This window comes from Streptomyces sp. NBC_00425 (assembly GCF_036030735.1).
In the GTDB taxonomy this organism is placed as follows: Bacteria; Actinomycetota; Actinomycetes; order Streptomycetales; family Streptomycetaceae; genus Streptomyces.
In genome coordinates this window covers 3,623,367-3,647,420 of record NZ_CP107928.1, presented here as the reverse complement: position 1 = coordinate 3,647,420, position 24,054 = coordinate 3,623,367, and the positions used below count along the sequence as shown (strand labels likewise).

The 24,054-nt window shown below is 71.6% G+C and carries 28 protein-coding genes; 14 read left to right on the top strand and 14 right to left on the bottom strand.

The window, feature by feature from the left end:
- Positions 1-114: 114 nt before the first annotated feature.
- Positions 115-555, top strand: a complete 441-nt coding sequence (locus OHS82_RS15330; RefSeq protein WP_057584247.1) for a hypothetical protein — start codon at positions 115-117, stop codon at positions 553-555.
- 19 nt (positions 556-574) lie between these two features.
- Here OHS82_RS15330 and OHS82_RS15325 read toward each other — a convergent pair whose 3' ends face one another.
- From OHS82_RS15325 to OHS82_RS15315, 3 genes are all read right to left on the bottom strand, one after another.
- Positions 575-1,684 (bottom strand): SigB/SigF/SigG family RNA polymerase sigma factor, encoded by a 1,110-nt coding sequence (locus OHS82_RS15325; RefSeq protein WP_079041607.1) that lies wholly within the window; start codon positions 1,682-1,684, stop codon positions 575-577.
- Complete coding sequence (locus OHS82_RS15320) at positions 1,681-2,094, bottom strand: anti-sigma regulatory factor (RefSeq protein ID WP_004925829.1); 414 nt, start codon at positions 2,092-2,094, stop codon at positions 1,681-1,683. Before OHS82_RS15320 ends, OHS82_RS15325 begins: the two co-directional genes overlap by 4 nt.
- A gap of 335 nt (positions 2,095-2,429) precedes the next feature.
- Positions 2,430-2,690 carry a UBP-type zinc finger domain-containing protein gene (locus tag OHS82_RS15315; protein ID WP_057584245.1) on the bottom strand — a complete coding sequence of 87 codons (261 nt, stop codon included), beginning with the start codon at positions 2,688-2,690 and terminating at the stop codon, positions 2,430-2,432.
- Positions 2,691-2,749: 59 nt separating this feature from the next.
- On the opposite strand from OHS82_RS15315, the gene OHS82_RS15310 reads away from it, so the two are divergent.
- Positions 2,750-4,348, top strand: coding sequence for a Na+/H+ antiporter (locus OHS82_RS15310; protein ID WP_057584234.1), 1,599 nt, complete (start codon positions 2,750-2,752; stop codon positions 4,346-4,348).
- 54 nt (positions 4,349-4,402) lie between these two features.
- Here OHS82_RS15310 and OHS82_RS15305 read toward each other — a convergent pair whose 3' ends face one another.
- Positions 4,403-5,308 (bottom strand): 1-aminocyclopropane-1-carboxylate deaminase/D-cysteine desulfhydrase, encoded by a 906-nt coding sequence (locus OHS82_RS15305; protein ID WP_057584232.1) that lies wholly within the window; start codon positions 5,306-5,308, stop codon positions 4,403-4,405.
- Positions 5,309-5,464: 156 nt separating this feature from the next.
- Between OHS82_RS15305 and OHS82_RS15300 the strand changes: the two genes are divergently transcribed.
- The gene (locus OHS82_RS15300; RefSeq protein WP_057584229.1) at positions 5,465-6,871 is read left to right on the top strand and encodes a family 2B encapsulin nanocompartment shell protein; all 1,407 of its coding nucleotides are present in this window, start codon (positions 5,465-5,467) and stop codon (positions 6,869-6,871) included.
- Positions 6,868-7,980, top strand: a complete 1,113-nt coding sequence (locus tag OHS82_RS15295; RefSeq protein WP_057584227.1) for a family 2 encapsulin nanocompartment cargo protein polyprenyl transferase — start codon at positions 6,868-6,870, stop codon at positions 7,978-7,980. Before OHS82_RS15300 ends, OHS82_RS15295 begins: the two co-directional genes overlap by 4 nt.
- Positions 7,981-8,186: 206 nt before the next feature.
- Here the strand turns inward: OHS82_RS15295 and OHS82_RS15290 are convergent, their stop codons facing one another.
- Positions 8,187-8,780 (bottom strand): TetR/AcrR family transcriptional regulator, encoded by a 594-nt coding sequence (locus tag OHS82_RS15290; protein ID WP_057584225.1) that lies wholly within the window; start codon positions 8,778-8,780, stop codon positions 8,187-8,189.
- A gap of 121 nt (positions 8,781-8,901) precedes the next feature.
- On the opposite strand from OHS82_RS15290, the gene OHS82_RS15285 reads away from it, so the two are divergent.
- Positions 8,902-9,486 (top strand): dihydrofolate reductase family protein, encoded by a 585-nt coding sequence (locus OHS82_RS15285; protein WP_057584224.1) that lies wholly within the window; start codon positions 8,902-8,904, stop codon positions 9,484-9,486.
- A gap of 53 nt (positions 9,487-9,539) precedes the next feature.
- Positions 9,540-9,734: a hypothetical protein gene (locus tag OHS82_RS15280; protein ID WP_057584223.1), complete on the top strand. Its 195-nt coding sequence runs from the start codon at positions 9,540-9,542 to the stop codon at positions 9,732-9,734.
- Positions 9,735-9,827: 93 nt separating this feature from the next.
- On the opposite strand, the gene OHS82_RS15275 is transcribed toward OHS82_RS15280, so the two are convergent.
- Genes OHS82_RS15275 through OHS82_RS15265 form a run of 3 tightly spaced genes read right to left on the bottom strand, consistent with a single transcriptional unit; the run spans position 9,828 to position 11,519 of the window.
- Entirely contained in the window at positions 9,828-10,619 is a 792-nt protein-coding gene (locus OHS82_RS15275) for a VOC family protein (RefSeq protein WP_328434021.1), read from the bottom strand.
- 43 nt (positions 10,620-10,662) lie between these two features.
- A complete protein-coding gene (locus tag OHS82_RS15270; protein ID WP_328434020.1) occupies positions 10,663-11,097 on the bottom strand; it encodes a VOC family protein in 435 nt (144 codons plus the stop codon).
- Positions 11,098-11,108: 11 nt separating this feature from the next.
- A complete protein-coding gene (locus OHS82_RS15265) occupies positions 11,109-11,519 on the bottom strand; it encodes a helix-turn-helix transcriptional regulator (protein ID WP_057584219.1) in 411 nt (136 codons plus the stop codon).
- A gap of 251 nt (positions 11,520-11,770) precedes the next feature.
- Here OHS82_RS15265 and ppk2 point away from each other — a divergent pair, with 251 nt between their 5' ends.
- Entirely contained in the window at positions 11,771-12,697 is a 927-nt protein-coding gene (gene ppk2, locus OHS82_RS15260) for a polyphosphate kinase 2 (RefSeq protein ID WP_057584217.1), read from the top strand.
- A 278-nt stretch (positions 12,698-12,975) separates the two neighbouring features.
- Here the strand turns inward: ppk2 and sodN are convergent, their stop codons facing one another.
- On the bottom strand, positions 12,976-13,371 hold the full coding sequence (gene sodN / locus OHS82_RS15255; protein WP_057584215.1) for a superoxide dismutase, Ni: 396 nt from the start codon (positions 13,369-13,371) through the stop codon (positions 12,976-12,978).
- A gap of 145 nt (positions 13,372-13,516) precedes the next feature.
- Here sodN and sodX point away from each other — a divergent pair, with 145 nt between their 5' ends.
- Positions 13,517-13,951 carry a nickel-type superoxide dismutase maturation protease gene (gene sodX, locus OHS82_RS15250; protein ID WP_057584213.1) on the top strand — a complete coding sequence of 145 codons (435 nt, stop codon included), beginning with the start codon at positions 13,517-13,519 and terminating at the stop codon, positions 13,949-13,951.
- Here sodX and OHS82_RS15245 read toward each other — a convergent pair.
- Positions 13,855-14,484 (bottom strand): CGNR zinc finger domain-containing protein, encoded by a 630-nt coding sequence (locus OHS82_RS15245; protein ID WP_057584211.1) that lies wholly within the window; start codon positions 14,482-14,484, stop codon positions 13,855-13,857. The genes sodX and OHS82_RS15245 overlap by 97 nt on opposite strands.
- Positions 14,485-14,689: 205 nt before the next feature.
- On the opposite strand from OHS82_RS15245, the gene OHS82_RS15240 reads away from it, so the two are divergent.
- Together OHS82_RS15240 and OHS82_RS15235 are read left to right on the top strand one after the other, a co-directional pair.
- Complete coding sequence (locus OHS82_RS15240; protein ID WP_328434019.1) at positions 14,690-15,178, top strand: sigma-70 family RNA polymerase sigma factor; 489 nt, start codon at positions 14,690-14,692, stop codon at positions 15,176-15,178.
- Positions 15,175-15,918: a hypothetical protein gene (locus tag OHS82_RS15235; protein ID WP_328434018.1), complete on the top strand. Its 744-nt coding sequence runs from the start codon at positions 15,175-15,177 to the stop codon at positions 15,916-15,918. The genes OHS82_RS15240 and OHS82_RS15235 overlap by 4 nt, the downstream gene beginning before the upstream one ends.
- A 66-nt stretch (positions 15,919-15,984) precedes the next feature.
- Here the strand turns inward: OHS82_RS15235 and OHS82_RS15230 are convergent, their stop codons facing one another.
- From OHS82_RS15230 to OHS82_RS15220, 3 genes are read right to left on the bottom strand one after another with little or no spacing between them, the layout of a single operon-like run.
- Positions 15,985-16,746, bottom strand: coding sequence for an amino acid ABC transporter ATP-binding protein (locus OHS82_RS15230; protein ID WP_057584205.1), 762 nt, complete (start codon positions 16,744-16,746; stop codon positions 15,985-15,987).
- Positions 16,743-17,711: an amino acid ABC transporter permease gene (locus OHS82_RS15225; protein WP_057584203.1), complete on the bottom strand. Its 969-nt coding sequence runs from the start codon at positions 17,709-17,711 to the stop codon at positions 16,743-16,745. Before OHS82_RS15225 ends, OHS82_RS15230 begins: the two co-directional genes overlap by 4 nt.
- A gap of 39 nt (positions 17,712-17,750) precedes the next feature.
- Positions 17,751-18,713, bottom strand: a complete 963-nt coding sequence (locus tag OHS82_RS15220; protein ID WP_057584201.1) for an ABC transporter substrate-binding protein — start codon at positions 18,711-18,713, stop codon at positions 17,751-17,753.
- A 635-nt stretch (positions 18,714-19,348) separates the two neighbouring features.
- On the opposite strand from OHS82_RS15220, the gene OHS82_RS15215 reads away from it, so the two are divergent.
- The 4 genes from OHS82_RS15215 (at position 19,349) to OHS82_RS15200 (ending at position 22,805) form a co-directional block, all read left to right on the top strand.
- A complete protein-coding gene (locus OHS82_RS15215) occupies positions 19,349-20,578 on the top strand; it encodes an NAD(P)-dependent malic enzyme (protein ID WP_328434017.1) in 1,230 nt (409 codons plus the stop codon).
- A gap of 346 nt (positions 20,579-20,924) precedes the next feature.
- Positions 20,925-21,890, top strand: a complete 966-nt coding sequence (locus OHS82_RS15210) for a zinc-binding dehydrogenase (RefSeq protein WP_057584198.1) — start codon at positions 20,925-20,927, stop codon at positions 21,888-21,890.
- A 115-nt stretch (positions 21,891-22,005) separates the two neighbouring features.
- Positions 22,006-22,215 carry a helix-turn-helix domain-containing protein gene (locus tag OHS82_RS15205; protein WP_018571396.1) on the top strand — a complete coding sequence of 70 codons (210 nt, stop codon included), beginning with the start codon at positions 22,006-22,008 and terminating at the stop codon, positions 22,213-22,215.
- Positions 22,215-22,805, top strand: a complete 591-nt coding sequence (locus OHS82_RS15200) for a Clp protease N-terminal domain-containing protein (RefSeq protein ID WP_328434016.1) — start codon at positions 22,215-22,217, stop codon at positions 22,803-22,805. Before OHS82_RS15205 ends, OHS82_RS15200 begins: the two co-directional genes overlap by 1 nt.
- A 28-nt stretch (positions 22,806-22,833) precedes the next feature.
- Here OHS82_RS15200 and OHS82_RS15195 read toward each other — a convergent pair whose 3' ends face one another.
- Positions 22,834-24,054 (bottom strand): helix-turn-helix transcriptional regulator, encoded by a 1,221-nt coding sequence (locus OHS82_RS15195; protein WP_328434015.1) that lies wholly within the window; start codon positions 24,052-24,054, stop codon positions 22,834-22,836.

The window sequence follows — 24,054 nt, the reverse complement described above, 5'->3', positions numbered from 1 at the left end:
ACCTACTGGGTGGTACCGGGCACAGGCCGAGGTGGGGATCGGGTAAGAGATCGCGAGGTGAGCCTCGACACGGGCGGACCGGGGCGCGGCGAGCGTGCGGGCTACCCTTCAGGGGTGAGCAGTGAGCAGACCCCCGCAGCCCCGGAGACCGCAGAACCCCGCCCGCGCCGGCTGACGTACGCCGCCGCGCTCGCCGCCCTCGAAGGGCTGGCGCTGGTGGTCGGCGGGCTCTGGATGCTCGTCCTCGGGATCTCCGCAGACCCGGACGACCGTCAGCAGGCCGTCACCGGCGGGGTCACGCTGATGGTGCTCGCGCTGCTGCCGCTGCTCGCCGCGCGCGGCCTGTGGGGTCTGCGCGGCTGGAGCCGGGGACCCGCCGTCATCACACAGATCATGGCGCTGCCGGTGGCCTACAACCTGCTGCAGGCCGACAGCATGGCCATCCCGGCGGGCATCGCGCTGGCCGCCGTCGCGATCGCCTCGCTCGTGCTGCTGGTCAACGGGGAGACGACCCGGGCCCTCGGGATCCGGGGGCCCGGCCGCACACCGGAGTAGAGCGGACGCGGGGCGGCCGCTACTCCTCGACGAGCAGCTTCTCCCGCAGCTGGGCCAGGGTGCGCGCAAGGAGCCGGGAGACGTGCATCTGCGAGATGCCGACCTCCTGCGCGATCTGCGACTGCGTCATGTTGCCGAAGAACCGCAGCAGCAGGATCCGCTTCTCCCGGGGCGGCAGGTCCTCCAGGAGCGGCTTGAGCGACTCCCGGTACTCGACGCCCTCCAGCGCCTCGTCCTCCGCGCCGAGGGTGTCCGCGACCGCGGGGGACTCGTCGTCGGTGTCGGGGACGTCCAGCGACAGGGTGGAGTACGCGTTCGCGGACTCCAGGCCCTCCAGGACCTCCTCCTCCGAGATCGCCAGCTTCTCGGCGAGCTCGTGCACCGTGGGGGAGCGGCCGTGCTGCTGTGAAAGCTCGGCCGTCGCGGTGGTCAGCGCGAGGCGCAGCTCCTGGAGTCTGCGCGGTACCCGGACCGCCCAGCCCTTGTCGCGGAAGTGCCGCTTGATCTCGCCGACGACCGTCGGGGTCGCGTACGTGGAGAACTCCACTCCGCGCTCCGGGTCGAAACGGTCGACCGACTTGATCAGGCCGATGGTGGCGACCTGGGTGAGGTCGTCCAGCGGCTCGCCGCGGTTGCGGAAGCGACGCGCGAGGTGCTCGACCAGCGGCAGATGCATGCGGACCAGCCGGTTGCGCATCTCCGCGTACTCGGCGCTGCCGTCGTCCAGCTGCCGCAGCTCGACGAACATCGCCCGCGCCCCGCTGCGGTCCGTCGCCGACGTGGGCGAGGGTGTGTGCTGTGTGCCCGGCACGCTCTGCTCGCCGTCTCGCTCGTGCTCGCTCATTGTCCCGCCCGTCGCCCTCTGTCGAGCCCTCGCCTGCGCTCGGCCCGGGGGCGAGCCCCCGATCCGCCCCTCCCGGGGCGAGCCCTGCCCGGCACCGCCCGGCATGCTCGCCTGCACGGAGGACGAGTCGTCCTCCGGATGCGGCCGGGCCTGCTCGGGAATGCCGTCGATGTTGTCCGCCAGGTGTCGGGAACCGTCCGGAGAGACTGGCACGTCGGCGCTCCCGGCCGGCAGCTCCTGTGTGCCGCGCTCTTCGTCCCGCACCGGCCCGTCCCCGTTCCTCACGCCGGCCCGGGTCCCGCGCCGCGCTGTTTGTAGAGGCTGATCGACACGGTCTTGTCCTCGTCGACGGCGGAGGACACCTTGCCCGCGAGGGCGGACAGGACGGTCCAGGCGAAGGTGTCCCGCGAGGGGGCGTGGCCGTCCGTGGTCGGCGCCGAGACGGTGACTTCGAGCGAGTCGTCGACGAGGCGGAAGACGCAACTGAGCACCGAGCCGGGCACGGCCTGCTGGAGCAGGATCGCGCAGGCCTCGTCCACCGCGATGCGCAGGTCCTCGATCTCGTCCAGGGTGAAGTCCAAACGGGCCGCGAGGCCGGCCGTGGCCGTCCGCAGCACCGACAGGTAGGCACCCGCAGCCGGCAGCCGGACTTCCACGAAGTCCTGGGTCGCGGGCTCGCCTGCGATCTGGGACACCCTCACCTCCAAGGTGGTACAAGCTTTTCGGGGCCGAGGGTCGCCCCCCGGGGTAACGCGTGTGTGGTGCAGCGGTGACGCTATCGCGCTCTCACGTTTCCTGTCCCCGGGACCCCAACCCCCTGGCGTCACTCACAGTAAAGCTGTGAACACGCTCCGTGTCTAGGGGTGTGCGGAGCCAAAGGGGAAGAAGGCGCGCCGGGTTGACGTACCCAGGCGTCGGACGGTCGAACCGTACCCGCCCGGCGGCGGGAACGTCTCATGAGTTCAACGCACGCACCGTCCCGGAAGTTCGCCCCGCGGCGAACCCGTCGCGGACGGGCCCGTCGCGGGGGTCAGACGAGGACGTGGTCGACGAAGCACCAGCGCCAGTTCTCGCCCGGCTCGAACGTCCGCATCACCGGGTGGCCGGACTCCTTGTGGTGCGCCGTGGCGTGCCGGCTCGGCGAGGAGTCGCAGCAGCCGACGTGGCCGCATGTCATGCACAGCCGCAGCTGTACGGGGTGGGTGCCGTCCCGCAGACACTCGGGACAGGTCTCGCCGAGCGGGACGGGTTCGGGGTCGGGCAGCGCGTCGGCGTGCGTGCACTGTTTCATGATTGCCAGATTACGACGGACGTGCGGACGACCGCGCGGAAAAAGAGGGCGGGCCAGACATGGACGTGATGCCACTGCTGTTGCTGGTGGCCGGCAGTGCGGCTGTCGCGGCGGCGGCCCGGCGCACCCCGGCCCCGGCGCCGCTGCTGCTGGTGGCCGTGGGCCTGGCGGTGTCGTACCTGCCCGGGGTCCCGGACTACACCCTGGACCCGGACGTCGTCCTGCCGCTCCTGCTGCCGCCGCTGCTCTACACCTCGGCCACCGACAGCTCCTACCTGGACCTGCGCGCCCAGCTGCGGCCGGTGGCGCTGCTGTCGGTCGGGTACGTGCTCTTCGCGACGTTCGCCGTCGGCTGGGCCGCCTACCTCATCGTGCCCGGGCTGCCGCTGACGGCGGCGCTCGTGCTCGGCGCGGTGGTGGCGCCGCCGGACGCGGTCGCGGCCACCGCGGTGGCCCGCCGGGTCGGCCTGCCGTCGAAGATCACCACCATCCTCCAGGGCGAGTCGCTGCTGAACGACGCCACCGCCATCACCGCATACAAGGTGGCCCTCGCGGTCGTCGTCGGCGAGGGCGCCTCGTGGGGCGGCGGCATCGAGGAGTTCCTGGTCGCGGCGGTCGGCGGGGTCGCCGCGGGGCTGATCCTGATGGCCCCCCTGCACTGGCTGCGCACCCACCTCAAGGAACCCCTCCTGCAGAACACGCTCTCCCTGCTGATCCCGTTCGTCGCCTACTCGGCCGCCGAGCAGTTCCACGCCTCCGGGGTGCTCGCCGTGGTCGTCGTGGCGCTGTACCTGGGCCACCGTGCGTGGGAGGTCGACTTCGCGACCCGTCTCCAGGAGGAGGCGGTGTGGAAGATGGTCGCCTTCGTCCTGGAGTCCGCCGTCTTCGCGCTGATCGGCCTCCAGCTCCCGGTGGTGCTGCGCGGCCTCGGCGACTACGAGGGCATGGACGCCGCCTGGTACGCCGTCGCCCTCTTCCTCGTGGTCGTGGCGGCGCGATTCCTGTGGGTGTACCCGGCGACCTTCCTCCCGCGGATGGCGTCGGCGCGCATCCGCGCGCGGGAGGACAACCCGACCTGGCGCGGACCGGTCGTCATCGGCTGGGCCGGCATGCGGGGCGTGGTGTCGCTCGCCATCGCCTTCTCCATCCCGCTCACCGTGGAGGACGGCGACGCGCCCTTCCCGCACCGCAACCTCATCCTCTTCCTCACCTTCACGACCGTCATCGGCACCCTGGTGGTGCAGGGGCTGACGCTGCCGCCGCTGATCCGCCTGCTGAAGTTCCCCGAGGCCGACCCGCAGGCCGCGACGCTCGCCGAGGCCAACGCGCAGGCGCAGGCCTCACGGGTCGCCGAGGAGCGGCTGGACGCCCTGCTGGCCGACGAACGCAACGCCCTGCCCCCACCTCTCGCCGACCGGCTGCGCAGCGTCCTGGAGCGCCGCCGCAACGCCGTCTGGGAGCGCCTCGGGCAGGTCAACCCGGTCACCGGGGAGACCGTCGACGACACCTACCGGCGTCTGTCGCGGGAGATGATCAGCGCCGAGCGCGAGATGTTCGTCCGGCTCCGCGACGGCCGCTACATCGACGACGAGATGCTGCGCACGTTGCTGCGCCGGCTCGACCTGGAGGAGGCCGCCGCGTTCCGGGAGGCGACCTGAGCATCCCGCGCGGGAGGGGCGGCGGCGGGTCCTTGCGGGCGAGCCGCCCGGCTCTCACGCGGTGAACGGCGAGCCCGTCACGACGGCCGCGAGCCGCGTCCCGGGCGTGAAGGCGCCCTCCTCGGCCAGCACGACCAGGGCATAGAGCGACTTGGCGACATAGAGACGTTCGACGGGCAGCCCGTGGCGGTGTTCGAAATCCGCCGCGAAGGCCTCCAGCTCGGGGGTGACCCGGGCGTATCCGCCGAAGTGGAAACGCTCGTCGAGCCTCCAGTCGCCCCGCCGGCCCCCGAACGCCTCCTCCTGCAGGGCCCGTATCTCCTCGCCCAGGAAACCGCCCTTGAGGACCGGTACACCCAGCGCCCGCCGGCCGGGGGCGAGACCGGCGGCCAGGCCCGCGAGCGTGCCGCCGGTGCCGCACGCGAGGGCGACGACGTCGGCGTGGTCACGCAGCTCCTCGCCGAGCGCCCGGCAGCCGCGGACCGCCGCCGCGTTGCTGCCGCCCTCGGGGACGACGTACGCGTCCTCGGCGCCGGCCGCCCGCAGGACGGCCGCGAGGGTGTCCGGCTCGGTCTTGCGGCGGTACGTCGCACGGTCCACGAAGTGCAGGCGCATACCGTCCGCGGCGCACCGGGCCAGCGAGGGGTTCAGCGGCCGGCCGGCCAGCTCGTCGCCGCGCACCACGCCGACCGTGGGCAGCCCCAGGAGGCGGCCGGCGGCGGCCGTGGCCCGCAGATGGTTGGAGTAGGCGCCGCCGAAGGTGAGGAGCGTCCGGCCGGCCGCCCGCTCCAGGTTGGGCGCGAGCTTGCGCCACTTGTTGCCGATCAGCTCGGGATGGATCAGGTCGTCCCGCTTCAGCAGCAGCCGTACCCCGTGCCGGGCGAACCGGTCGTCGGTCACCTCCTGGAGGGGGGAGGGCAGTCGGGGGCGCAGGTCGGTCACCCGCCCATTGTCGAACATCGTTCGGTGAAACGTGCCTGTTCCCAGGCCCGCGATGATCCATTCCCGCTCTTTCGGGTAATAGCACGAGCACACACGGTGATGGAAGGCTTGCCGCGTGAACGAAGTGCACCGGCGCAGTTCGGCGCCCGTGCATGAATCGGGAGGGCATTTCTCATGTCGGTAGGCGAAGAGGTCCGCACGGAGTCGGGCAAGCCGCAGCAGAGCCTCGGCACTGCGGCCGCGCGGAACCTGGCCACCACGACCAAGTCCGCGCCGCAGATGCAGGAGATCAGCTCCCGCTGGCTGCTGCGGAATCTGCCCTGGGTGGATGTGCAGGGTGGGACGTACCGGGTCAACCGGCGTCTGACGTACGCGGTCGGCGACGGCCGCATCACGTTCGTCAAGACCGGCGACCGCGTCGAGGTCATCCCGGCGGAGCTGGGCGAACTGCCCGCACTGCGCTCCTACGAGGACGAGGAGGTCCTCTCGGAACTCGCCCAGCGCTGCCGGCAGCGGGAGTTCGGCCCGGGCGAGGTGATCGCCTCCTTCGGCAGCCGGAGCGAGGAGGCCTACCTGCTGGCGCACGGCCGTGTGGAGAAGGTCGGCACCGGCCCCTACGGCGACGACCAGGTGCTCGGGGTGCTCGCCGACGGCGCGTACTTCGGCGACCAGTCGCTGCTCGACGCGGACGCCATCTGGGAGTACACGGCCCGCGCCGACACCGCCTGCACGGTGCTGGTCCTCTCCCGGCAGGACGTCGAGCAGGTCGCCGAGCGCGCCGAGTCGCTGGGCGAGCACCTGCGGCAGTTGCGCGCGATTCCCGAGCAGCGCACCAACAAGTACGGAGAGAAGGAGGTCGACCTCGCCGCGGGTCACGCCGGCGAGCAGGACATCCCGCACACCTTCGTGGACTACGACGCGAGGCCCCGTGAGTACGAACTGAGCATCGCGCAGACCGTCCTGCGCATCCACTCGCGGGTGGCGGACCTGTACAACCAGCCGATGAACCAGACCGAGCAGCAGCTGCGGCTGACGGTCGAGGCGCTCAAGGAGCGTCAGGAGCACGAGCTCGTCAACAACCGGGAGTTCGGGCTGCTCCACAACTGCGAGTACGACCAGCGGCTCCAGCCGCACGACGGCGTGCCGAGCCCCGACGACCTGGACGAACTGCTGAGCAGGCGGCGCGGCACCAAGCTGCTGCTCGCCCACCCGCGCGCGATCTCCGCGATCGGCCGCGAGCTCAACAAGCGCGGACTCGTCCCCGAGACGATCGACGTCGGCGGCAACCGGATCCCGACGTGGCGCGGGGTGCCGATCTACCCGTGCAACAAGATCCCGGTCACCGAGGCCCGCACCAGCTCGATCATCGCGATGCGTCTGGGCGAGCAGGACCAGGGCGTCATCGGGCTGCGCCAGTCGGGTCTGCCGGACGAGATCGAGCCGAGCCTGTCCGTGCGGTTCATGGGCATCAACGAACAGGCCATCATCAAGTACCTGGTCACGGCCTACTACTCGGCCGCCGTCCTGGTGCCGGACGCGCTGGGCGTCCTGGAGAACGTCGAGATCGGCCGCTGGCGGTGACCTCCGCCGTCAGGCGGCATCAAGGCGGGGCGCGGGAAGGGCGGGGGCCCGTCGGGAGCCAGGACGACGGCGGTGCGGGGCCGGCCGACGGGCACGAGGCGGCGGCCGTCCTGGAGGGGGCCAGGGCCTCGGTCGATCCGGAACTGCGGTCGGCGATCGACTCGTTGCCCGGTTCCCTGCGAAGGGTCGCGCTCTACCACTTCGGGTGGCAGCACGCGGACGGCACCCCGGCGGCGGGCAACGCGGGCAAGGCGATCCGTCCGGCCCTCGTGCTCGCCGCGGCCGCGGCGCTCGGCGGCCCGGCGGCCCGCGCGGCGGCCGTCCGGGCCGCCGCGGCGGTCGAACTGGTCCACAACTTCACGCTGCTGCACGACGACGTGATGGACCGGGACGCCACCCGCCGCCACCGCCCCACCGCCTGGGCCGTGTTCGGCGACGCCGACGCGATCCTCACGGGAGACGCCCTGCAGGCCCTGGCCCTCGGGATGCTCGCCGCGGACCCGCACCCCGCGTCCGCGGCGGCCACCGCGCGTGTCGCGGCCTGTGTGGTCGAGCTGTGCGCCGGCCAGCAGGCGGACACGGCCATGGAAAGGCGTGGCCCCACCGAGATCACCCTCGACGAGGTGCTCGCGATGGCCGAGGCCAAGACGGGCGCGTTGCTCGGCTGCGCCTGTGCGGTGGGCGCGCTGTACGCGGGGGCGGCGGAGGCGGACGTCGACGCGCTGAACGCGTTCGGACGGGAGGCCGGACTCGCCTTCCAGCTCATCGACGACGTCATCGGCGTCTGGGGCGACCCGCGGCAGACCGGCAAGCCGGCGGGCGCCGACCTCGCCGCCCGCAAGAAGTCCCTGCCGGTGGTCGCCGCGCTCACCTCCGGCACCCCGGCGGCCGGGGAGCTGGCCGAGCTGTACGCGGCGCCCTACCGGCCCGCCGACCTGGACCGCACCACGCTGGCCGTCGAACAGGCCGGCGGCCGTGCGTGGGCGCAGGAGCAGGCGGCCGACCGCATGTCCCGTGCCCTGCACGAACTGACCCGGGCCGTACCGGACCCGGAGTCGGCGGGCGGTCTGCTGTCCCTGGCTGAGTTCGTGACCCGGCGCAGCGCATAGGCGCAGGGGGGTGAGCCCCGCCGAGGGGTGAGGAGGCAAAGGGGGAGCCCCGCCGGGGAACGGGGCGTGAGGAGGACGAGGGGGAGGGCGAGCGGGGGCTCGGGTGGGGATCGGGGCGCCGGTGTGCGGAGTGCGGCAGGTCGGGAGACCCGTGCACTCCGCACACCGGCGCGTCCGGCGTCGCCGGGATCGGGTCCCCGAGGGCGTCAGGGGTGCTCCGGGACCACCGTCGCCACGATGCGGTCGATCAGCCCGTCCGGCACGGAGACGGCGGGCAGGACGCCGTCCAGGACGTCCGGCAGGGTCAGGTGTTCCAGGAGCAGGCCGAGCATGGCGAGGTAGAGGACCACCACGGTCTCGTCGCCGCCGGGCAGGCCCGCCGCACGGTGGAAGTCCATCCCTTCCCGGAGGTCGCCGCGCACCGACGCGGTGAAGGAGGACCGCAGTTCAGGACGCCGGGTCGCTTCGAGGCGCATCTCCAGCAGGGCGAGGTAGCCCGTCCGGTCACGGGTCGCGCGGGCCATCAGGTCGTGCATGAAGGCGGCGACCAGCGAGCGGTCGCGCGGCTGTGCCATCAGCCCGCCGAGCACCTCGGGGTCGGGCGCCAGCCGGACGTGCAGCCGGGCGTCGATCTGCCGGAGCAGGTCGTCCCGCCCGGTGAAGTAGTTGGAGGCGGTGCCCACCGGCACCGCCGCCGCCGCGTCCACCGCACGGAAGGTCAGCCCCCGCGCCCCCTCACGGGCGAGCACCTCGACCCCGGCGTCGACCAGGGCCGCCCGGCGCTCCGGATTTCCGGCCATGCGGAACCCTCTCGCTCACTTGACGCGGTTCCCGGACCGCATCACGCAATTCTCTTGCAACCACTACACGTGAAGTACTACAACTGGAGTGGTTCAGAGCAGCCTACGGAAAGAGACCCACTTGCGAAAGCTCACCTACTACGTCGCCTGCTCCCTCGACGGCTTCATCGGCGACACCACCGGCGACGCCACGGCGATGCTCTCCTACGTCGACGAGGAGTTCCTGGACTTCCTGAAGTCCGAGTACCCGGAGACCGTGCCGACCGCCGGCCGGCGCGCCCTCGGCTTCGACGACCTGGAGAACAAGCGGTTCGACACGATCATCCAGGGCCGGGTCAGCTACGACCTGGCCCTGAAGGAGGGCAACGTCAGCCCGTACGCCCACCTGCGCCAGTACGTCGCCTCCCGCACCCTCGCCGCATCGCCGAGCCCGGAGGTCGAGATCGTCCGGGACGGGCTGCTCGACACGGTGCGTGAGCTGAAGGCGCAGGACGGCGGCCTCGACATCTACCTGTGCGGCGGTTCCCGTCTGGCGGGGGAGCTGTTCGACGAGATCGACCAGCTGGTGATCAAGACGTACCCGATGGTCTACGGCACCGGCATGCCGATGTTCGGCGCCGACTGCGACGTCGCCCGCTTCGTTCTCGGAGACGTGCGCTCCTTCGGCAACGGCGCCGTGGTGCGCACCTACGACCGGTCACGCTGACTCACCGGTGCACGCGGGGAGCGCTCGCGCCCGGGCCGCCCTACCCTGAGGTCATGGACAGGGAACAACGAGTGTGTCCCGCCTGCGGGCAGCCCGTGCAGTCCGTGGTCCGGCGGCACAAGACGCTGGGCGCGTGGGTGCCGCGCTGGACGGCGGGGCCGTGCCACAACCAGGAGTGCGAGGCGTACGCGGACGCGGTCGCCGAGCCCGACCAGAAGCCCCAGGCCCCCGCCGCCCCCGCCTCCTGACACCGGCCGACGCCCACCTGCCGCGCCCGCTGCCGGACGGGCGGACCGCGGCGTCGGGAGGTCGGGCCGTCAGCGGGTCGGGCCGTCAGCGGGTCAGGAGGCGGTTCGCGGCAGGCCGCCGGTCTCCGGGTCGCGTCCGGTCAGGCAGTACAGGCCGCCGGCCGGGTCGCGCATCACCGTCCAGTGCGGCTCGCGCGCGACCAGGAGCGCGCCGAGCTGCTCGTGGCGGACGCGCACCGCGTCGACGTCCGTCCCGCACGCCAGGTCGAGATGGGCCGAGGCCCGGTCCGCGCCGCCGGGGCGTTCCTCGTCGAGCCGCTGGAGCAGGATGCGGATCGGCAGCCCGGCCGGCTGTTCGACCACATGGAACTCGGACCGGGAGCCCGGCCTGGACGACCAGTCGGGCAACAGCGCGCTCCAGAAGGCGACTTCGGTTTCGAACGCGGACGGCGCGAGATCCAGGCACACCTGGTCCAGCCGGCTGTCCGCCACCACGGGCGGCCGCTTTGCCTCCCCGTTCCAGGGCACCGCGCAGAACGACAGTCCGCCGGGGGAGCGCAGCACGGACCAGCCCTCGTGCGCGCCGGCCGTCCCCGCCCCCAGCCGTGACGCCTCGGCCGTGAACGCGGTCACGTCCTCGACGGCGAGGTCGAGATGCGCGCCGCCGTCGCCGGCCGCGACCCCCTGGACCTTCACACAGGCGTCCGCGCCGCCCCGCGGCATCAGCGTGACGAACTCGCCCTCGTCGCCGCGCAGTCCGGACAGGCCGGTGTCGGTGACCGCCGTCCAGAACGCGCACGCCCGCTCGAAGAGATGGGCGGGCCGGTCGACGAAGGCGTACGTCCAGCGGACGGCGGGGGCGGGGCGGGCGGCCGGGGTGCTCATGGGCCGATCGTAGAGCGGCGGCGGGAGCGGGAGCCTCCCCTTCTCACCCGCCGGGACGCCCGGCGGCGTCCTTGCGCTCCATGAACCGCAGCAGGTTCCCGGCGGGGTCTCGGAACGCGCAGTCACGCACCCCGTACGGCTGGTCGGTCGGCTCCTGCAGCACGTCGACGCCGGCCTCCTGCACGCGCGCGTGCAGCGCGTCGCAGTCGGCGGTGGAGAAGATGACCCCGCGCAGCATGCCCTTGGCGAGCAGCCGGGCCAACGCGTCCTTGTCGGCGGGGGAGGCGTCGGGATCGGCGCCCGGCGGTTCCAGCACGATGCTGACGTCCGGCTGGAGCGGTGAGCCGAGGGTCACCCAGCGCATCCCCTCGAAGCCGACGTCGTTGCGGACCTCCAGCCCGAGGACGTCACGGTAGAAGTACACGGCCTTGTCGTGGTCGTCCACGGCGATGAAGCACTGGTGCAGCAGCAGGTCCATGGTGTCCAGCCTTACGGGCGTAGAGGAGGTCCGGAGCGTCGCGGGCGGGTGAACTTGCGGGCCACGCACGGCGGGATCACCGCGCTCGGCTCGTGCGACCGCGCCCGGTACGCGCTCGGGGTCTCGCCGACCAGTTCGGTGAACCGGGCGCTGAACGAGCCGAGCGAGGTGCAGCCGACGGCCATGCACACCTCGGTGACGGTGAGGTCGCCCCGGCGCAGCAGTGCCTTGGCGCGCTCGACCCTGCGGGTCATCAGATAGCTGTAGGGCGTCTCGCCGTAGGCCTCGCGGAAGCTGCGCTGGAAGTGGCCGCAGGACATCAGCGCGGTGCGCGCGAGCGCGGCGACGTCGAGGGGTTCGGCGTACTCACGGTCCATGCGGTCCCGTGCCTGCCGCAGTCTGACCAGGTCCTCCCGTTTCACCCTGCCAGCATGGCACGGTGCCGCGCCCGGCGGGTACGGGGCGCCGACAGGGCTTCGCCCGCGCTTCGCCTCGCGTACACGGACGTCTGATCCCCTGGGGCGACGGATCGACGTCGCGGGATTCCGGCCGCCCGGCCGGGCCGCGGCCCTCTGGGGTGCGGCGGGGCGTCGGCGGGCGCATGGTGAACGCATGGCTGGTCACCTCGCCGTCCATACACGGGCCCGAGGTCCGAGACCGGGAGGTAGAGGGCATGGCGATACCGCCCCCGCAGTCCGAGCTGGCCGACCTGCGCGTCGACTACAGCGACCACGACGAGCCCGTTCTCATCCGGCCCGACGGGACCCCGGTCGACACCTGGCGGGAGAACTACCCCTACGCGCAGCGCATGGAACGCAGGGAGTACGACTGGCACAAGCGGCTCCAGCAGATCGAGCTCCTGAAGCTGCAGAGCTGGATCAAGGACACGGGACGCCGACTCGTCATCGTCTTCGAAGGCCGCGACGCGGCCGGCAAGGGCGGCACCATCAAGAGGTTCACCGAGCACCTCAACCCGCGGGGCGCCCGGGTGGTGGCCCTGGAGAAGCCGACCGAGCGGGAGCGGGGGCAGTGGTATTTCCAGCGGTACGTCGAGCAGTTGCCGACCGCGGGTGAGATCGTGCTCTTCGACCGGTCCTGGTACAACCGGGCCGGGGTCGAGCGGGTCATGGGCTTCTGCACCGACGACGAGTACCGGCGCTTCGCCCGCCAGGCGCCGATGTTCGAGCGGATGCTCGTGGACGACGGCGTCGACCTGGTGAAGTTCTGGTTCTCGGTGTCGCAGAGCGAGCAGCGCACCCGCTTCACGATCCGCCGGATCGACCCCGTGCGGCAGTGGAAGCTGAGCCCGATGGACCTCGCCTCGCTGGACCGCTGGGAGGACTACACCGCGGCCAAGGTCGCCATGTTCCACGACACGGACACGGCGTGGGCGCCCTGGACCGTCGTCAAGAGCAACGACAAGAAGCGGGCCCGTGTGGAGGCCATGCGCAGCGTGCTCGCCCGGTTCGCCTACGCCGACAAGGACGAGGAGGTCGTCGGCACCCCGGATCCGCGCGTCGTGGGCGCCGCGGCGGGGCTGCTGGAGGCCGGCGAGGCAGACACGACGGACCGGTCCCGGCCGCGCTGGCGCGAGGCGTGACGGGCACGGACGCGACGTGACCGGCACGGGCCCCTGCCGGGGCCCCTGCCGGGGCCCCTGCCGGGCCGGGGTACCCGCACGGCATCGCTCGGGTACCCCAGGGCATCGCTCGGGTACCCCAGGGCATCGCACCCGGACCCCGCCGCCGGCCCGCACGGCACCGGACGACACCGCACCCGGACCGCGGGCGGCCGCCGAGGGGCGGCGGCCTGCGGGCCGGGTGCGGGGAGAGTGACGCTGCGGCCGAAAGAAACGCAGGTCAGTGGGTGCGGAGAAGGTCAGGCCTTCTTCGTCTCCCAGAAGATCTTGTCGATCTGGGCGATGAGCTCCAGGGCCTTCTCACCGGTCTTCGGGTCCGTCGAGGCCTTGGCGGCCGACAGGGCCTTCAGGGTGTCGTTGACCAGCTGGTGCAGCTCCGGGTACTTCTCGAAGTGCGGGGGCTTGAAGTAGTCGCTCCACAACACGGAGACGTGGTGCTTCGCGAGCTCTGCGCGCTGCTCCTTGATGACGGTGGCGCGCGCCTGGAAGTGCGGGTCGTCGTTGGCGGCCATCTTCTCCTGCACGGCCTTCACCGACTCCGCCTCGATGCGGGCCTGGGCCGGGTCGTACACGCCGCAGGGCAGGTCGCAGTGCGCGCTGACCTTGACCTTGGGGGCAAACAGGCGGGAAAGCATGGAGCGTTCCTTCCTCGTGATCGTCTTCTCAGGTGGGACATTACTCCCTGGGGGACGGCTTTTCGCGGGTGCCCCCATGGGCTTAGGACAAAAGTCCGGGGTCAGACTGGGACTGGTGGAGGAACGGACCGGGGAGGTGCCGGGGATGCCGGAACCGTCGCAGGAGACCGAGCGGGGGAGGACGGCCCCGCTCTTCGGGCTGGCCGAGGTGACCGGTCCGTCCATGGTGCCCACGCTCCACCACGGGGATCAGCTGGTGGTGCAGTACGGCGCCCGCGTACGGCCCGGTGACGTGGTGGTGCTTCGGCATCCCTTCCAGCAGGACCTGCTGGTCGTCAAACGGGCCGCGGAGCGCCGCGAGGGCGGTTGGTGGGTGCTCGGCGACAACGCCTTCGCGGGCGGCGACAGCACGGACTACGGCACGGTGCCCGACGAGCTGGTCCTGGGCAGGGTACGGCTGCGCTACCGCCCCCGGCCGCGCAATCAGCGCTCGCCGCTGGCGATGCTGCGCTGGGCGCTGTCGGCCGCGAGGCCCGTGGGGGGCTTCGGTTCCGTCTCCAGGCGCTTGCGGGCGCGGTAGGCGGCCACGTTGGCGCGGGTGGCGCAGCGGTCGGAGCAGTAGCGCCGGGAGCGGTTGGTCGACGTGTCGAGGTAGGCGTTGCGACACGGGCTCGCCTCGCACAGGCCGAGCCGGTCCACGCCGTGCTCGGTCAGGTGGAAGGCCAGGCCCATGGCCGCGATCGCCGCGTACCCCGCCGTCGCGTTCGAGGGGTGGTCGGCCAGGTGCATGTGCCACAGCGGACGGCCGTCGTCGTCGCGGACGTCGTGACCGGAGATCTGCGGGCTCACCGGGAACTCCAGCAGCAGGGAGTTCAGCAGGTCCACCGCGAGGGTCTCGTCGCCGTCGTCGGCCGCCTCGAAGACCGCGCGCAGCCGGCCGCGGACCGAGCGGAACCGGGTGACGTCCGCGTCGGTGGCGCGGCGGGCGGCCGACCGGCTGGCGCCGAAGAGCGCGCGGACGGCCTCGACCGAGGTCAGCGCGTCCTTGCCCCGGGCCGGGTCCTCGCTGTTGACGAGACGCACGGCGTAATCCGAGTAATGGGCAAGTTCCACTTGTAGTCCTTACCGGGGGCTCGATGGTCGTGCACGCGTCGTGGACGCGGCCGGGTAACGGCTGAGGGTGCTCCCAGGGTATTACGCCTGCGCCGCAAGGAAGGCCCCGGCGATTTCCTGGGCGGCTGCTGCGTCCTGCGGGGCTCCCCGGCGCACTGGAAGGGTGAGACGGTCCGCCACCGGGCGGACCGGGAGAGGGGGAGGGATGACGCGGGGCGCGGAAACGGCTCTGCACGCCTTCGTCGAGGGAAGACGGACGGCGTTGTTCCGCAGCGCATTCCTGCTGTGCGGCAACCGCGACGAGGCCGACGACCTCGTCCAGACGACGCTCGTCAAGGTCGTCCTCGGGGCACGCCGGCACGGGCGGCTGGACAACCTGGAGGCCTACGCCCGCAAGACGCTGGTCAACACCTTCATCGCGGGGCGGCGCCGGTTCTGGCGGCGCGAGCGCGCCTACGGGGAGCTGCCCGACGTCGCGGCACAGCCGACGGACCGGGACGCCGGCCTGATGGTCCGCGCCGCGCTCGCCGCACTGCCGCCGAAGCAGCGGGCGGTGCTGGTGCTGCGCTACTGGGAGGACCTAGGCGTCGCCGCGACCGCCGAGCTGCTGGGGATGCGGGAGAGCACGGTCAAGAGCCACACGGCGAGGGGACTCGCGGCGCTGCGGGCCGCGGTACGGGAGGAGTTCGTATGAACGAGCAGGAGACGGTGCGGGATCTGCTGGCGCGCGTGGCCGACAGGGTGGAGGCGCCGGTGGGCCGGAGCGGCGAGAGCGTCTTCGCTCGGGCGGCGACGCTACGGCGCCGGCGGCGGGTGGTGCTCACGGGCACGGTGGCGGCCGTGGCCGTCGCGGGAGCAGTCCTCGGGCCGGGTGTCCTGCCGGACGGGAGCGGGGGTCGGAGCGCGGCAGCCGCGGGAACCGGCAGCGCGGGGGCCGGCACGGGGGCGGCCGGCTTCGCGAAGCTGCTGCCCGCGGGGGTGGGCAAGGTGCACGAGGTCACGTTGACCAAGGTGTTCGGCTGGAGGACCTCGCCGATGACCAAGAAGGGGACCGGACCGTACGACGGGGATTACGCCGTCGCGCGGGACGGGGGCGTCGGTTACGTGACGGTCCGGGTGCGCGAGAAGGGCGAGGACGCGGGCTTCGACCCGTGCGCCTTCCGCAGAGACACGAACTTGGTGGCAGAGTGCACCAGCGAGAAGGTGCCCGGCGTCGGTCTGCTGTCGATCCGGAAGTCGGGCCCGAAGGCCGACAAGGAGTCGGACGGCTGGATGGAGGCCCGGCTGGTACGGGGCGACGGCAAGGTGCTGCTCGTACAGGACTGGATGGGCACCCGGAGTGGCCCCGGCAAGGAGGGGCCGCCGCTGAAGACCTACCCGCTGACGAAGGCCCAGCTGCGGCAACTGGCGCTGAATCCGGCGCTGTTGCCCTGAGCGCGCAGGTACGGGAAGGGGCGGTACGGGAATCCCCGTACCGCCCCTTCCCCGCGTGCCGTACCGCTACAGCACCTTGGACAGGAACGCCTGCGTCCGCTCGTGCTGCGGGTTGGTCAGGACGTCGCGCGGGTTGCCCGACTCGACGACCACACCGCCGTCCATGAAGACCAGGCTGTCGCCGACCTCGCGGGCGAAGCCCATCTCGTGCGTGACGACGACCATCGTCATGCCGGACTCGGCGAGGTCGCGCATGACGTCGAGGACATCGCCGACCAGCTCCGGGTCGAGCGCCGAGGTCGGCTCGTCGAACAGCATCAGCTTCGGGTCCATCGCCAGCGCCCGGGCGATGGCCACGCGCTGCTGCTGACCGCCGGAGAGCTGCGCGGGGTAGCTCCCGGCCTTGTCGGCGAGGCCGACCCGGTCCAGGAGTTCCCTCGCCCGCGCCTTGGCCTGAGCCTTGCTGAGGCCCTTGACCTGGACCGGGGCCTCGATCACGTTCTCCGCCGCCGTCATGTGCGGGAACAGGTTGAACCGCTGGAACACCATGCCGATGTCACGGCGCTTCAGCGCGACCTCGCTGTCCTTGAGCTCGTACAGCTTGTCGCCCTTCTGGCGGTAGCCCACCAGGTCCCCGTCGACGTACAGCCGGCCGGCGTTGATCTTCTCGAGGTGGTTGATGCACCTCAGGAACGTCGACTTGCCGGAGCCGGACGGGCCGATGAGGCAGAACACCTCGCCGTTCTTGACCTCCAGGTCGATGCCCTTGAGGACCTCGACCGCGCCGAAGGACTTGTGGACGCCCTCGGACTTCACCATCGCGGTCATGCCGCACCCCTTTCGCGGCCGATCGTGAACAGGTTGGCCCGGATCTTCTGGAAGACCGTGGGCGGCAGGCTACGGCTCGAACCGCGGGCGTAGTAGCGCTCCAGGTAGTACTGGAAGACGCTGAAGACGCTGGTCATGACCAGGTACCAGATGGAGGCGACGAACAGCAGCTCCATCACGGCGAACGACGAGGAGCCGATCACCGACGTCGAGCGCAGCAGCTCGTTGTACGTCACCACGTACACCAGCGACGAGGTCTTCAGCATGTTGATGAACTCGTTGCCGGTCGGCGGCACGATCACCCGCATCGCCTGCGGGATGACGATCCGGCGCAGCGTCTTGCCGTGGCTCATGCCGAGCGCGTGGGCCGCCTCGGTCTGACCCTCGTCGACGGCCAGCAGGCCGGCCCGGCAGATCTCGGCCATGTACGCGGCCTCGTTCAGACCCAGGCCGAGCAGGGCGCACATGAACGGCGTCATGACGTCCGTCATCTCGTCCTTGTAGATCGGACCGAGGTTCAGCATCGGGAAGATCAGCGCCAGGTTGAACCACATCAGCAGCTGCACGTACACCGGGGTGCCCCGGAAGAACCAGATGTACAGCCAGGCGACCGTGCTGGTCACCGGGTTCTTCGACAGCCGCATCACGGCCAGTACGACGCCCAGGACGACGCCCAGCACCATGGACAGGATGCTGATCAGCAGGGTGCGCCCGGCACCCGCGATCACGGTCGAGTCGAACAGCTGGTCGCCGACCGTGTCCCACTGGATGTCGCCGTGGGCGAAGGCGTTGACCAGCAGCGCGAGCAGCGCGATGACGATCACGGCGCTGACCCAGCGGCCGTAGTGGCGCACCGGGATCGCCTTGATGGCCTCCGGCGGCCCGGAGAACGCCGCGTCCTTGGCGACCGGCGGGGTGTCCTCGGGTGGTGCGCCCGCGGAGGACTTGTCGAGCTTGTCAGTCATGGGACTGCCCTTCGAAGACTTCAGGAGGTGCGGGGTGGATCACTTGCCGCCGTTGACCGCGGCAGCCTTGATCGCGCCGCTCTCGGCGCCCCACTTCTCCAGCACCTTCTGGTAGGAGCCGTCCTTGATGATCGCGTCGACGGCCTCCTTGAGGGCGTCGCGCAGCTGGGTGTTCTTCTTGTCGACGACGATGCCGAACGGAGCGGCCTCGTACTGCTCGTCGAGCACCTCGAAGGTGTTGCCGTTGCCCGCCTTGCGGGCCATGTCCACGGCGACCGGGTAGTCGTTGACGCCGGCCACGGCGCCGCCGGACTTCACGCGGGTCTGGGCCTCGGTGTCGTTCTCGAAGGACTCGATCTTGAGGGCCTTCTTGCCGCCGTCCGTGCACTTCTTGGACTGCGCCTTCAGGGCCTCCTCGTAGGTGGTGCCCCGCTGCACCGCGACCGTCTGACCGCACAGGTCGTCCATGGTCTTGACGCCCTTGGGGTTGCCCTTCTTGACGTAGATGGCCGTGCCGGCGGTGAAGTAGTCGACGAAGTCGACGCCCTCGCCCAGCTTCTTGCCCTTGTCGTCCAGGCCCTCCTGGCGCTGCTTGTTGTCCGTGATGGACGACATGGCGACGTTGTAGCGGCCGGTGTTGACCGCGGTGATCAGGGTGTCGAAACCGCCCGAGGTGAACTGGAAGTCGACGCCGAGCTGCTTGCCGAGCGCGGCGGCGATGTCCGGGTCGACGCCCACGATCTTGCCGCCCTCGACGGACTCCATCGGGGCGTACTCGGCGTTGGTGCCGACCTTGATGACGCCCGACTTCTGGATCTCCGCCGGCAGCTTCGAGAAGAGCGGGGCCTTGTCGGAGCCGCTGGACGACTCGGAGGAGCTTCCGCCGCTGTTGGTCTGGTCCCCGCAGGCGGTGAGCAGCAGGGCGCCCGCGACCGCGAGGGATCCGACCGCTGCCAGGCGGGTGCGCGCGGCGGTCGTGGTTCGGGTGGAGCGTGCGGTCATGGTGGGTTCCTCCGGCGGATGGATGGAGATGCCGATGGCGCGACACAGCCGAGGGGCCGACCATGCCGTTGGGTCGACGAGAACACACACCTTCGGGTGTCGCGACCTCGTGTGATAACGGCATCTTGCCATTCGGACGACGCCATTCAGGGGGGCAGCCATGTCAAAATCGGATAACGGGCGACCCCCGAACCGCCTCAGTCCGGTACATCACGACCGGACGGAGCCGGACCATCTGCGGGAATCCCCCGTTCCGGCCGAAAAATCTTCGGTTCCTCACGCGCGGAGATCATCGTGGTGAGGTGCGTGCGCCGACATGCTTTCTTGTCAAGGCATTGTCAAGGGGACCGGCGGAGTCTCATGCCTCCCCCCGCATGAGTCATGTCACTCGTGGCGACCTCTGTCGAAGGTCCACACACCGAGCGGTGTGACCTTGCACCGAATGGACTCGTCGGCTGTGGTCCCCGTCCGGTAAGAAGGTTCTTCACACCCCTCATCCGGGGCTCAGGGCGCGTGTGCGGCGCGCCCGACGCGCAGACGCCCGTACGCATCACCTCGGCTCTGCGCGATGCCCGCCCACTTCTCAATCAGGAGTGGCCACCCTCAAACCATGCAGACCTAAGGGGTAAGACACAGTGGCAGCGGAGATCGTCAATCCTCGCAGCGAGAGCGCCGACGGAACGGGCCAGGAGGGCGGTGCGGAGCCCCTCGACTCGTTCGACCCGGTGTTCGCGCTGCACCGTGGTGGAAAGATGGCCGTCCAGGCCACCGTCCCGATCCGCGACAAGGACGACCTGTCCCTCGCCTACACGCCCGGCGTCGCTCGCGTGTGCACCGCGATCGCGGAACAGCCGGACCTGGTGAACGACTACACCTGGAAGTCGTCCGTCGTCGCGGTCGTGACCGACGGCACGGCCGTGCTCGGGCTCGGCGACATCGGCCCGGAGGCCTCCCTCCCGGTCATGGAAGGCAAGGCGATCCTGTTCAAGCAGTTCGGCGGCGTCGACGCGGTTCCGATCGCGCTCGCCTGCACGGACGTGGACGAGATCGTCGAGACGGTGGTGCGCCTCGCGCCCTCGTTCGGCGGAGTCAACCTGGAGGACATCTCGGCGCCGCGGTGCTTCGAGATCGAGCGCCGGCTCCAGGAAGAGCTCGACATCCCGATCTTCCACGACGACCAGCACGGCACGGCGATCGTGACGCTGGCGGCGCTGCGCAACGCGGCGCGGCTGAGCGGGCGCGGCATCGGCGAGCTGCGGGCGGTCATCTCGGGCGCCGGGGCGGCCGGCGTCGCCATCGCCAGGATGCTCATCGAGGCGGGCATCGGGGACGTCGCGGTCGCCGACCGCAAGGGCATCGTCTCGGCGGACCGGAGCGACCTGACCGACGTCAAGCGCGAGCTGGCCGGGTTCACCAACAAGGCCGGGCTGAGCGGTTCGCTCGAGCACGCGCTGGTGGGCGCCGACGTGTTCATCGGCGTCTCCGGCGGCACCGTGGCCGAGGAGGCGGTGGCCTCGATGGCGAAGGGCGCGTTCGTCTTCGCCATGGCCAACCCGAACCCCGAGGTGCACCCGGACGTCGCCCACAAGTACGCGGCCGTCGTCGCCACCGGGCGGTCGGACTTCCCGAACCAGATCAACAACGTGCTGGCGTTCCCGGGGATCTTCGCCGGCGCGCTGCAGGTGCGGGCTTCGCGGATCACCGAGGGCATGAAGCTCGCGGCGGCCGAGGCGCTGGCGGGGGTCGTCGGCGACGATCTCGCGGCGGACTACGTGATTCCCTCGCCGTTCGACGAGCGGGTCGCTCCCGCGGTGACGGCGGCGGTGGCCGCGGCTGCTCGGGCCGAAGGGGTTGCTCGTCGCTGACGTGCGCCTGCGAATGGTCCCGTCCGGGAGGGCGGGGCCATTTTTTTGGCCCACCCACCCGTCCGTCCGTTCGGGTGATGACGAGGGCGCCGGCCCCGGGGCTGCCGCCCCTGGACGCCCGCTTCGGCCCTGGACGAGCCTCGTCCTCAATCGCCGGACGGGCTGAAGTCGCCGGACGGGCTGAAGTCGCCGGACGGTCTGAAGTCGCCGGACGGTCTGAAGTCGCGGGACGGGCTGAAGTCGCGCGCGGTGTTCGGCGTGCTGGGGCGGGGTGGGAGCGCAAGAGGGCATGTGTCACAGTGCCGTCCGGTTTCGCTTGCCGCCGCCGGACCCTAGGGTCGGTTGCATGTTCGCCGTCTACGCCGCCCGCATCGACCGTGACCAGCCGCTTTCCGGACTGGAGTTGGGGGAGCGTCCGGCTCCCGAGGCCCGGCCCGGCTGGAGCACCGTCGACGTCAGGGCCGCCTCCCTCAACCACCACGATCTCTGGTCGCTCAAGGGCGTCGGCCTCCCGGAGGGCCGGCTGCCGATGATCCTCGGTTGCGACGCCGCCGGCGTCGACCAGGACGGCAACGAGGTCGTCCTGCACTCCGTCATCGGGCAGACGGGGCACGGCGTCGGGCCCGACGAGCCGCGCTCGATCCTCACCGAGCGGTACCAGGGCACCTTCGCCGAGCAGGTCGCCGTGCCGACCTGGAACATCCTGCCCAAGCCGAAGGAGCTCTCCTTCGCGGAGGCCGCCTGTCTGCCCACGGCCTGGCTGACGGCGTACCGGATGCTCTTCACCAACGCCGGGGTGCGTCCCGGCGACTCCGTTCTCGTGCAGGGCGCCGGCGGCGGCGTCGCCACGGCGGCCATCGTGCTGGGCAGGGCGGCCGGGCTGCGGGTCTTCGCCACCAGCCGGGACGAGGCCAAGCGGAAGCGGGCCCTGGAGCTGGGCGCCGTCGAGGCGGTGGAGCCGGGTGCGCGGCTGCCGCAGCGGGTGGACGCCGTCATCGAGACCGTCGGCGCGGCGACCTGGTCGCACTCGGTCAAGTCCCTGCGGCCCGGCGGCACGCTCGTCATCTCCGGCGCCACGAGCGGCGACCGTCCCTCGCACGCCGAGCTGACCCGGATCTTCTTCCTCGAGCTCAAGGTCGTCGGCTCCACCATGGGCTCGAAGGACGAACTGGAGGACCTGCTGTCCTTCTGTGCGGCCACGGGCGTCCGCCCCGTCATCGACGAGACGCTGCCGCTCGACCGGGCCCGCGAGGGGTTCGAACGGCTCGCGTCCGGCGACCTGTTCGGCAAGATCGTGCTCACCGGCGGCTGAGCGGCCGGCAACGGGGGGCGAACGGGCGGGTCCGGGGAATCCGGGCCCGCCTTTCGCATGCCGGTTATGTCAATCGTGGTTGACACCGACAGACTGTCAACGTAGGTTGACAGTCATGACGGAAGCGACGGATCTCGCCGAGCGCGCCGGCGACCGCGATCCACGGGTCGGACTGCGCGCCGTGGCGGCACTGCGCCGGCTGCTGGAGCAGTTGGAGGCGGTGCAGGTGCGCAGCGCGCGCAATCAGGGCTGGTCGTGGCAGGAGATCGCCGCGGAGCTCGGAGTCAGCAGGCAGGCCGTGCACAAGAAGTACGGGAGGCAGTGATGTTCGAGCGATTCACGAAGGACGCCCGTGCGGTGGTCGAGGGCGCCGTGGGGCACGCCGAGCGGGAGGGCGCGACACGGGTCGAGGAGACGCACGTCCTGCTGTCCCTCCTCGACCGCGAGGGCAGTCGCGGTTCCTTCGCGCTGGCCTCGCTCGGTCTGCCGCCCGGCGGTCGGGCGGGGCTGGTGCGGGATCTCGACGAGACGCGCCGCCGCGGCGGACTCTCCCGGGCCGACGCGGACGCCCTGTCCGGACTGGGCATCGACCTGGCGGAGATCGTGTCACGGGTCGAGGAGACACACGGCGAAGGCGCGCTGGCCGCGGTCGGCCGGGGCGGCCTCCTCGGCGGACGGTCCGGCCGGCGGCCGTTCGGCCGTGGCGCCAAGGACCTGCTCACCGGGACCCTGCGCGTCGCCGTCGCCCACGGCGAACGGCACATCGGCGACGAGCACCTGCTGCTCGCCCTGACCGCCCGCCGCGGTGTCCCCTCGGAGATCCTCGCCGACCACGGCGTCACACACGCGTCGCTGACCCGGGTGCTCTACGGCGGCCAGGAGCGAGGAGGCGAGCCCGGCGCGGGCGCCGGCTGAGACCGCCGGCGCCCGTCGGCCGTGAGCGTCACGCCTTGGGGACCCGCAGGATCACTCCGATGTGAGCCGCCGCCGTGGACAGGTGGCGGCGCGCCTCGCGGAGTTGGTCCGCCGTGACGCCGTGGTCGCGGGCCGCGTCCCGGATATCGTCCCGGAAGCGGTCCAGGAGGCGGTCCAGGTCGCGGGCCGGGTCGCCGCCGGCGTCCTCATGGGCCCAGGCCGGCTCGTACGCGGCGGGGAAGCCCTCCGGGGTGCCGGAGTAGTCCGGGGTGCCCGAGCGGTCCTGGGCGACCGAGTGGTCCTGGGCGGGGGCGTGGTCCTGGGTGGGGGAGCGGTCCGGCGTCCCCGGGTGTCCGGGACGCGTGGTCGTCTTCCGGTCCGTCGTGCTGCTGCCCGTGCCGCCCGTGCCGGTGGTGCTGCCCGTGTCGGCGGTGCGGCCGAAGCCGAAGTCCCTGCCGTACTCCCTGCCGAAGTCCTTGCCGAACTCGCCGAACTCCTTGGCCAGTTCGGTCAGGCCCTCGCGGACGCCCGTCGGCCAGTCGCCCCGGGAGAAGTGGTCCTGGACCTGTTCCTGCACCCGGCGGGCGATGCGCTGCACCTCTTCCTGGGCCTGGCTGCGGGCGTTCTCCTGCGCCTCCTTGGCCTGGCGGCGGGCCCGCTGGGCCTCCTCGCGGGCGCGGCGGCTCTCGTCCTTCGCCCGGCGCGCCTGTTCCTTCCACTCCTGCTTGACGCGGCGCATCTCCTCCTTGGCGGCACGCCAGGCCTCCTTGTCGCCGTACTCGCCGTTCTCGCCGTTCTCGCCGTCCTCGCCGTGGGTTCCGTGGCCGGTGTGCTCCGCCGTCTTCGGGCGGCCGGCGCCCTGGCGGGCCTCGGAGGCCGCCGCCCGCATCTCGCGACGCAGATCGCCCGCCGCCCCGCGCACATCGGCACGGATCTCCGCGGCGAGTTCGGCGACCGAGTCGCGGATCTCCAGTTCCAGATCGGCCAGTTCACCACTGCGGTCCGCGAGTTCGGCACGGCCCGCGTCCGTGATGGCGTACACCTTGCGGCCGCCCTCGGTGGTGTGGGTGACCAGACCCTCGGCCTCCAGCTTGGCCAGCCGCGGGTACACCGTGCCCGCCGAGGGCGCGTAGAGGCCCTGGAAGCGCTCCTCCAGGAGGCGGATCACCTCGTAGCCGTGGCGCGGCGCCTCGTCGAGCAGCTTCAGCAGGTAGAGGCGGAGACGGCCGTGTGCGAAGACGGGAGGCAT

Coding starts and splice junctions, on each gene's coding strand:
- OHS82_RS15280 (WP_057584223.1), top strand. CDS start 9,540: ATGGACAGGGAACAACGAGTGTGTCCCGCCTGCGGGCAGCCCGTGCAG.
- OHS82_RS15300 (WP_057584229.1), top strand. CDS start 5,465: ATGTCGGTAGGCGAAGAGGTCCGCACGGAGTCGGGCAAGCCGCAGCAG.
- ppk2 (WP_057584217.1), top strand. CDS start 11,771: ATGGCGATACCGCCCCCGCAGTCCGAGCTGGCCGACCTGCGCGTCGAC.
- OHS82_RS15240 (WP_328434019.1), top strand. CDS start 14,690: ATGACGCGGGGCGCGGAAACGGCTCTGCACGCCTTCGTCGAGGGAAGA.
- sodN (WP_057584215.1), bottom strand. CDS start 13,371: ATGCTTTCCCGCCTGTTTGCCCCCAAGGTCAAGGTCAGCGCGCACTGC.
- OHS82_RS15305 (WP_057584232.1), bottom strand. CDS start 5,308: ATGTTCGACAATGGGCGGGTGACCGACCTGCGCCCCCGACTGCCCTCC.
- OHS82_RS15315 (WP_057584245.1), bottom strand. CDS start 2,690: ATGAAACAGTGCACGCACGCCGACGCGCTGCCCGACCCCGAACCCGTC.
- sodX (WP_057584213.1), top strand. CDS start 13,517: ATGCCGGAACCGTCGCAGGAGACCGAGCGGGGGAGGACGGCCCCGCTC.
- OHS82_RS15275 (WP_328434021.1), bottom strand. CDS start 10,619: ATGAGCACCCCGGCCGCCCGCCCCGCCCCCGCCGTCCGCTGGACGTAC.
- OHS82_RS15220 (WP_057584201.1), bottom strand. CDS start 18,713: ATGACCGCACGCTCCACCCGAACCACGACCGCCGCGCGCACCCGCCTG.
- OHS82_RS15270 (WP_328434020.1), bottom strand. CDS start 11,097: ATGGACCTGCTGCTGCACCAGTGCTTCATCGCCGTGGACGACCACGAC.
- OHS82_RS15310 (WP_057584234.1), top strand. CDS start 2,750: ATGGACGTGATGCCACTGCTGTTGCTGGTGGCCGGCAGTGCGGCTGTC.
- OHS82_RS15200 (WP_328434016.1), top strand. CDS start 22,215: ATGTTCGAGCGATTCACGAAGGACGCCCGTGCGGTGGTCGAGGGCGCC.
- OHS82_RS15210 (WP_057584198.1), top strand. CDS start 20,925: ATGTTCGCCGTCTACGCCGCCCGCATCGACCGTGACCAGCCGCTTTCC.
- OHS82_RS15225 (WP_057584203.1), bottom strand. CDS start 17,711: ATGACTGACAAGCTCGACAAGTCCTCCGCGGGCGCACCACCCGAGGAC.
- OHS82_RS15230 (WP_057584205.1), bottom strand. CDS start 16,746: ATGACCGCGATGGTGAAGTCCGAGGGCGTCCACAAGTCCTTCGGCGCG.
- OHS82_RS15195 (WP_328434015.1), bottom strand. CDS start 24,054: ATGCCTCCCGTCTTCGCACACGGCCGTCTCCGCCTCTACCTGCTGAAG.
- OHS82_RS15290 (WP_057584225.1), bottom strand. CDS start 8,780: ATGGCCGGAAATCCGGAGCGCCGGGCGGCCCTGGTCGACGCCGGGGTC.
- OHS82_RS15205 (WP_018571396.1), top strand. CDS start 22,006: ATGACGGAAGCGACGGATCTCGCCGAGCGCGCCGGCGACCGCGATCCA.
- OHS82_RS15235 (WP_328434018.1), top strand. CDS start 15,175: ATGAACGAGCAGGAGACGGTGCGGGATCTGCTGGCGCGCGTGGCCGAC.